The organism is uncultured Rothia sp. (assembly GCF_937976295.1).
GTDB lineage: Bacteria > Actinomycetota > Actinomycetes > Actinomycetales > Micrococcaceae > Rothia.
Window position 1 is genome coordinate 1 of sequence record NZ_CALJRY010000024.1, and the last position, 6,615, is coordinate 6,615.

A 6,615-nucleotide genomic window follows, 5' to 3' on the forward strand; every position below is an offset into this window, starting at 1 on the left:
CCGCGGCGCGCCATGCGCACCTCTTCAGAAGCAGTCAGCAGGATGCGCGCATCAGCGTCAGGAGCGACCACGGTGGTGATGTCGCGACCCTCAGCGACCATGCCGTTAATAGCGTGGTCAATCATCCAACGCTGCAGGCCAATCAGGTGCTCACGAACCGCCGGAACCGAAGCCACAGCAGAAACAGCCGAAGAAATGCGCTCGCTACGAATCTCCTCACGGATATCGGTCGAACCCATCAGAATCTCTTCTTCCTTAATGTTCGTACCGAACACCAGGGGCATCTCCTCGACGGCCTTCGCGATCGCCTCAGCGTCGTTCAGGTCAATGCCAAGTTCCAGCACGCGGTAGGTTGCGGCACGGTACATTGCACCGGTGTCCAGGTACGCCAGACCAAAGTGGCGTGCAACTTCCTTAGACACAGACGACTTACCGGAACCGGAGGGACCGTCAATAGCAATCGTCAGTTTAGGGTTCTCGTGCATCAGCACTCCTTAAAATTCGTCTCAAACTTTATGCCGGAAAATACAGCTTTAACTCTACTTCACAACACGCCAACCGCGAGCCGACAAATCGCGGACCAGCGCCTCATGAATAGACGGATTGACCGAGATTTCAGCCATACCCACCGGGGCACCCGTCGAGTGCTCCAGACGCAAATCCTCAAGGTTCGCGCCCAGCTCACCAATCTCGGCAAGCAAACGAGCCAGCGTGCCGGGGGTGTCGTCCACCAGCACCGTCATCTTTGCGAACGCGGCGGGTGCCGTACCGTGCTTACCCGGAATGCGGCTAACGCCCGCGTTGCCTTCGCTCATCAGCTGCGCCAAATCCAGGCGAGCACCAGATGCCGTCGGGTTCTCCAACGTCGCGATGAGGCGGTTCAGGTCATCACGCACACCGTAGAGGGTCTTCACAATCGGGTCTGCGTTCGCCGCAAAAATCTGCACCCACAGCGTCGGGTCCGAAGCCGCAATACGCACCGTATCGCGCAAACCCTGACCCGCCAGGGACAGCGCATACAGCGGAGTGTCCTGCAGACGCGAAGCCAGAAGCGAGCTCATCGCCTGCGGCACATGAGAGATCAGCGCAACCGTCTGATCATGCTCCTCAACGCTCAAAGAAGTCACAATCGCGCCCAGCTCCACCGCCACAGAACGCACCAGACGCACACACTCGGGACGAACCGAATCGTGCTCGCAGATAATCCACGGACGCGCCTGGAACAGCTCACCGCGAGCAGCCACCGGGCCCGACTTCTCACGCCCAGCCATCGGATGCGAACCCACGTAACGGGACGCATCCGCACCCGAGGCAAGCACATCAGCCAGCGGCTGAACCTTCACCGAGGCAACATCCGTCACCACGGCGCCGGGGTAGCCCGCCTCCGGTCGAGGCGCATAGGTGTTCAACGCGCGAACGCACACGGCACCGGCACTATCCGGAGGCGCAGCCACCACCACCAGCTGCGGGGCGAAGGCGGCGCGCTCCTGCTCCGACAGGGTGGAGAAGCTTATGCCGGCACCGATATCCTGCGCCACAGCCTCGGCGGTGGGTGAAATATCTTGGACGTACACGTCCTCGCATCCTGCCGCACGCAACCCCAAACCGATGGAGGCACCCAGCAGACCCGAACCGATAATGAGTACCGGCCCGGTCAGCGTTGAGTCCATGGGCAGCTCAGATGCGGAAAGCTCAGCGGGCGAGCTCATGACAACTCCTTAGCGTTATTACATGTCCACCGAAGCGAGCAGGTGACCGATCTCGACCTTGGAGAGGTTACGGACGGTGCCCTGCTTCTGCGAACCAATACGGATCGGGCCCATCTCGACGCGCACCAGGCGCTCAACCGGGTAGCCGACAGCGTCGAAGAGGCGGCGCACAATGCGGTTCTTACCGGAGTGGATGGTCACCTCAACAAGCACGTGACCGGGGGTGGAGTCCACCAGCTTGAACTCGTCCACGCGGGTCACGCCGTCTTCCAGGCGAATACCCTTCTTCATGGCTGCGCCGATGCCGGGCTCCATCGGGCCGGGAACCTGCACCAGGTAGGTCTTGGGCACCTCGTAGGAGGGGTGGGTGAGGCGGTTCGCCAGTTCGCCGTCGTTGGTCAGCAGCAGCAGACCCTCGGTTTCGACGTCCAGGCGGCCCACGTGGAACACGCGCTCGCTCATGGAGGAACGCAGGAAGTCAGAGATGCAGGGGCGGCCTTCGGGGTCTTCCATGGTGGAGACCACGCCGGCGGGCTTGTTGAATGCCATGTAGACGAGCTTGTCGTTGGTCTGAACGGTCATGCCGTCCACCTGCACGGTCACCTTGGAGGGGTCCACGCGCACACCCAGCTCGGTCACGACTTCACCGTTGACGGTGACGCGACCTTCGGTAATCATTTCTTCGCAGACGCGGCGGGATGCCACACCGGCCTGAGCCAGCAGCTTCTGCAGGCGCACGCCGTCGTGATCGTAGAACTCGTAGTGGTCTACCGGGGCGTTGCGGGGGCGGCGGGGGCGGTGCGGGCCAGCGTAGTTGCTGACGCGGTATTCGCCGCGCTCGTTTGCGAAGGCTTCGCCGGAGCGGTAGGGGCGGCCCGGTGCGCGGCGTTCGCGCTTGGGCAGTTCGGTGCCGCGGCCTCGACCGGAACCTGCGCGGCCTGCACCGAACTTCTTCTCGCCAAACTTCTTCTCGCCGAAGCCCTTTGCGCCGAAGCCCTTTGCGCCGCCCTTGCCTGCGCCGCTCTTCGGTGCGCCGGGGCGACCGCCGCGTGCGGATGCGCCCTTAGCGCCAGGCTTACCGCCCTGACCGGGACGACCGGCGCCGGGACGGCCACCGCGGGAGTTCTGGGGGCGACCGGATGCAGAGCGGCCGCCGCGGGAGGAGTTTCCATATGCCATGGTGTTCTTCTCTTTTCTGTCGTTGTAGTTCTTGTTAGTCTTTGTGCCCCGGCACCGAATGTGCGGTGTTTGTGTCAGCGTCGGGGGCAGTTATCCGGGTGGTTCTGCCGCAGGTTTTCAGCAGAACCGTTGAACGTTTCGTTATTGCCGTAACGGCTGTAGCTGGCGGGCTAGTCGTTACCTTCGGCGAGGACCGCCGCCTCCGTGTCATCGGGCAGGAAGGGCGCGAGCGCCGGCAGCTCCTCCAGGGAGTTCAACCCGAGCTTCGCCAGCAGCAGCTCCGTGGTTTCGTAGAGGGTCGCGCCGCTTCCGGCTTCACGACCGGCCTCACGAATCAGCTGCCGTTGGAGTAGCTGACGGATTGCCGCGTCCGCGTTCACGCCACGGATGGAGGCTACCCTCGCCCTGGTCACCGGCTGCTGGTAGGCAATCACGGCGAGCGTCTCGTAGGCGGGCTTGCTGAGGGTCGCGCTCTTGGAGCGGGTCACGAAGCGTGCCACCCAGGGGGCGAAGTCGTCGCGGGCGTAGAGCTTCCAGCCTCCTGCGATGTTCCGCAGCTGGAATCCGCGCGGTTCGGGTGCCACCCGGTTTTCGTCGTCTCCGTAGCCGCTTTCTTCGCCGTTGTACTCGCGGTACAGCTGGTCGAGCGCGTGCTCAACAGCTCGTTCGTTGACGATGAGCGCGGCGGAGAGTTCTTTGACGCTCACGGGTGCTTCGGCAACGGCGAGGATCGCTTCGATAGCGCTTTTGACGCCGCCGGGGATTGCCTCGACCTTGGAGAATTCGGCTTCAGCATCGACCGCCACGCTGGGTGCGGTGGAGGGGCCTCCCGCCGGAATCTTCGCCGGTTTCGTTGCCGATTTCGTTGCCAATTTCTGCGATTCCTCAGAGCTGTCGGAGTCCTCTACCGTTTCAGCGGTTTCAGCCTCCCCAACTTCTTCGGTAACCCCAACTTCTTCGGTCACCTCATCCAGAGGCGCTGCGGACACCTCACGTTCAGCTGGCTCGGCTTCCGCCTCAGCAGGCTTTGAAATCTCAGCCTCTGTTACCTCTACCGTCTCTACCGGCGCCGAGGCAGCCGGTTCCGAATCCTCATCCGCGTTCGGATCCCAGTAGCCCATGTTCACGATGGCAAGGTCGTCAGGGGTGAATTCACGGTCAAAGCGTGAGCCGTGATTACTCATAATCCTCCTCTACCGGTTCCTCGTTCACTTCGGATGATTCGGGTGATTCGAGTGATTCAGGCGCTTCACCGATTTCATGCGCGTCCTGAGCGTCTGTTTCTTCGCGAATCACGAACTGTGCAGCGCTCGCGCTCGCACGGACCTGAATGGCTCCGAGCGGCGCGTCCTGTTCCACGTGCAGGGCGCCTTCTTTATAGAGCTCGAGCAGGGCAAGAAAACGAACCACCGCGATTTCTAGTTCGCCGGATCCTTGAACCAGTTCGGCGAAGCTCAGTTCCCGCGCCGCCGTATCGAGCAGGCTGTGCAGAATGTAGTGTTCTTCAGCCGCGATGGTGGTGAGCGGAACGTGCAGGTGCTCGTTGAGCTCTTCAACGATTTCTTCGGGTTCCGGTTCTGGCTCTTTGGGGGTTCGGCTCAGCGCTACTGCGGCGATGCGGGCGAACTCTTCGGCGCCTCCGGTAAAGACCAGCTCGGGTAGCGCCTGGGCGAATCGTTCTTCGAGGGCTACCGCACGGGGAAAACGCTGCGCTTCTTGTGCCCAGCGTTCAGCAAAAATATCGGCGACTTCGCGGTAGGCGCGGTACTGCAGCAGACGGGCAAAGAGCAGGTCGCGCGCCTCCAGCAGTGCAACATCCTCTTCGAGGGGTTCACGATGCTGCGGGAGCAGGCGCGCGGTCTTGAGTTCCAGCAGGGTTGCGGCGGTGACCAGAAATTCGCTGGCTTCGTCGAGTGCACGTTCGGTGCCTTCAGCGTAGAGGGCGTGCAGGTATGCGAGGAACTCGTCGGTGACCTCTGCGAGCGCCACCTCGGTAATGTCGAGTTTGCGGCGCGAAATCAGGGTCAGTAGAAGATCAAAGGGGCCCTCAAAATTACTGAGGGTGAGGGTGAAACCGCGTTCCGGGTTCTGCAGGCCGCGGCCCTCAGTCCGGGCGTTTGCGGCGGTGTCTGCGTTCGGTGTCGGTACCCTCACGGCAGCGACGTTCGTGGTCATAGAAGACCTATTCTCCTTAGGTTTATTCTCCCCGGCTTTGCTGGTCCGGCTTTGTTGGCGCCGTCTCAGATGTGGCTTCTACTTCGCCTATTCTTTCGGCGTAAGCAGTGCGCGGGGCCTTTAGAATCCACACAATTATACGCCCTCTGCCGGCGTGACTCAAGGGTGAGAGTCACCTCAGCAGAGGGCGTATAGGTATGGGGAGCTTTAGCGTGCGCCGCCCTTGTAGATCAGTTCGCGTGCCACCTGGCGGTATGCTTCCGCACCGGGGTGGCTGGAGGCGTAGCTGAGAATCGGCTCAGCGGACACCGATGCGTCCGGGAACTTCACGGTGCGCTTGATGACGGTGTCGAAGACCTTGTCGCCGAATGCGTCCACGATGCGTGCCAAAACTTCCTTGGAGTGGATGGTGCGGGCATCGAACATGGTGGCAAGTACGCCGGAGATTTCGAGGTCGGGGTTCAAACGATCCTGAACCTTCTCGATGGAGTCGACCAGCAACGCGACAGCGCGCAACGCGAAGAACTCACAAATCAGCGGAATGATGACGCCTTCGGAGGCGGTCAGTGCGTTGACGGTCAGCAGGCCCAGGGAGGGCTGGCAGTCGATGAGGATGACGTCGTATTCGTCGCGGACCTTGCGCAGTGCCGAGGCGAGAACCTGCTCGCGAGCCACTTCGTTGACCAGCTGAACTTCAGCCGCGGAGAGGTCAATGTTGGCGGGCAGCAGGTCGATGTTCTCCACGCCGGTGGGCAGGATGACGTCCTTGATGTCGACCTTGCGGTCCATCATGACGTTGTAGACGGTCAGGTCCAGTTCGTGCGGGTTCGCACCGAAACCGGCGGAGAGAGCACCCTGCGGGTCGAAGTCGACCAGCAGCACCTTACGGCCACATTCTGCCAGTGCCGCGCCCAGGTTAATGGTGGAGGTGGTCTTACCCACGCCGCCCTTCTGATTCACCATAGAGATAATGCGGGCGGGACCGTGGCTGCTCAGCGGAGCCGGGTCGGGGTATACGCGCAGGGGTCGACCGGTGGGGCCGAGTTCTTGAGCCTGAGCTTCAGTCAATGGTTCACCTTCATCAATGAATTCGAAGTTTTAAAGTTTAAGCGTTGTCTATAAGGTTACCTCAAGAGCGGCTGTTCCGCGGTTTGACGGGGTTTTATCCCCGTTCGTGGGCACGCGGATGCGCCATGCGGTACACCTCCATGAGCCCCTCGGGCGTGACCTTGGTGTACACCTGCGTGGTGGCGATGGAGGCGTGCCCGAGCAGTTCTTGCACCACACGAATATCGGCGCCGCCCTGCAGCAGGTGCGTTGCGAAGCTGTGGCGCATGGAGTGCGGTGAGAAGTCGGAGCTGAGCCCAGCGGCTTCGGCGGCTTCTTTGAGGATGAGCCAGGCACCTTGGCGTCCGAGCCTGCCGCCTCGCCCGTTGACGAAGAGCGCGGCGGTGCCTTTACCGTGCGCTACGAGGGAGGGGCGGGCACGCACCAGGTAGTCTTGGATTGCTTTTTGGGCGTAGCTTCCGATGGGTACGAGTCGTTCTTTGTT

General features: G+C 61.8%; 7 protein-coding genes. All 7 read right to left on the minus strand.

Translation table 11 applies throughout. The features are described from left to right. The coding region (gene cmk, locus Q0216_RS00615; RefSeq protein ID WP_298592057.1) for a (d)CMP kinase at positions 1-485 on the minus strand (485 nt) is incomplete at its 3' end. A gap of 54 nt (positions 486-539) precedes the next feature. After that, positions 540-1,709 carry a prephenate dehydrogenase gene (locus tag Q0216_RS00620; RefSeq protein ID WP_298592059.1) on the minus strand — a complete coding sequence of 390 codons (1,170 nt, stop codon included), beginning with the start codon at positions 1,707-1,709 and terminating at the stop codon, positions 540-542. An 18-nt stretch (positions 1,710-1,727) separates the two neighbouring features. After that, entirely contained in the window at positions 1,728-2,888 is a 1,161-nt protein-coding gene (locus Q0216_RS00625; RefSeq protein WP_298592061.1) for a pseudouridine synthase, read from the minus strand. Positions 2,889-3,058: 170 nt separating this feature from the next. Beyond that, a complete protein-coding gene (gene scpB, locus Q0216_RS00630) occupies positions 3,059-4,072 on the minus strand; it encodes an SMC-Scp complex subunit ScpB (protein ID WP_298592063.1) in 1,014 nt (337 codons plus the stop codon). Then, positions 4,065-5,063: a ScpA family protein gene (locus tag Q0216_RS00635; protein WP_298592066.1), complete on the minus strand. Its 999-nt coding sequence runs from the start codon at positions 5,061-5,063 to the stop codon at positions 4,065-4,067. Before Q0216_RS00635 ends, scpB begins: the two co-directional genes overlap by 8 nt. Positions 5,064-5,270: 207 nt before the next feature. Beyond that, the gene (locus Q0216_RS00640) at positions 5,271-6,131 is read right to left on the minus strand and encodes a ParA family protein (protein ID WP_005506637.1); all 861 of its coding nucleotides are present in this window, start codon (positions 6,129-6,131) and stop codon (positions 5,271-5,273) included. A gap of 94 nt (positions 6,132-6,225) precedes the next feature. After that, positions 6,226-6,615 (minus strand): tyrosine-type recombinase/integrase (locus Q0216_RS00645; protein WP_298592070.1); only part of this gene is annotated, 390 nt, incomplete at its 5' end.

Coding starts and splice junctions, on each gene's coding strand:
- Q0216_RS00635 (WP_298592066.1), bottom strand. CDS start 5,063: ATGACCACGAACGTCGCTGCCGTGAGGGTACCGACACCGAACGCAGAC.
- Q0216_RS00620 (WP_298592059.1), bottom strand. CDS start 1,709: ATGAGCTCGCCCGCTGAGCTTTCCGCATCTGAGCTGCCCATGGACTCA.
- Q0216_RS00625 (WP_298592061.1), bottom strand. CDS start 2,888: ATGGCATATGGAAACTCCTCCCGCGGCGGCCGCTCTGCATCCGGTCGC.
- scpB (WP_298592063.1), bottom strand. CDS start 4,072: ATGAGTAATCACGGCTCACGCTTTGACCGTGAATTCACCCCTGACGAC.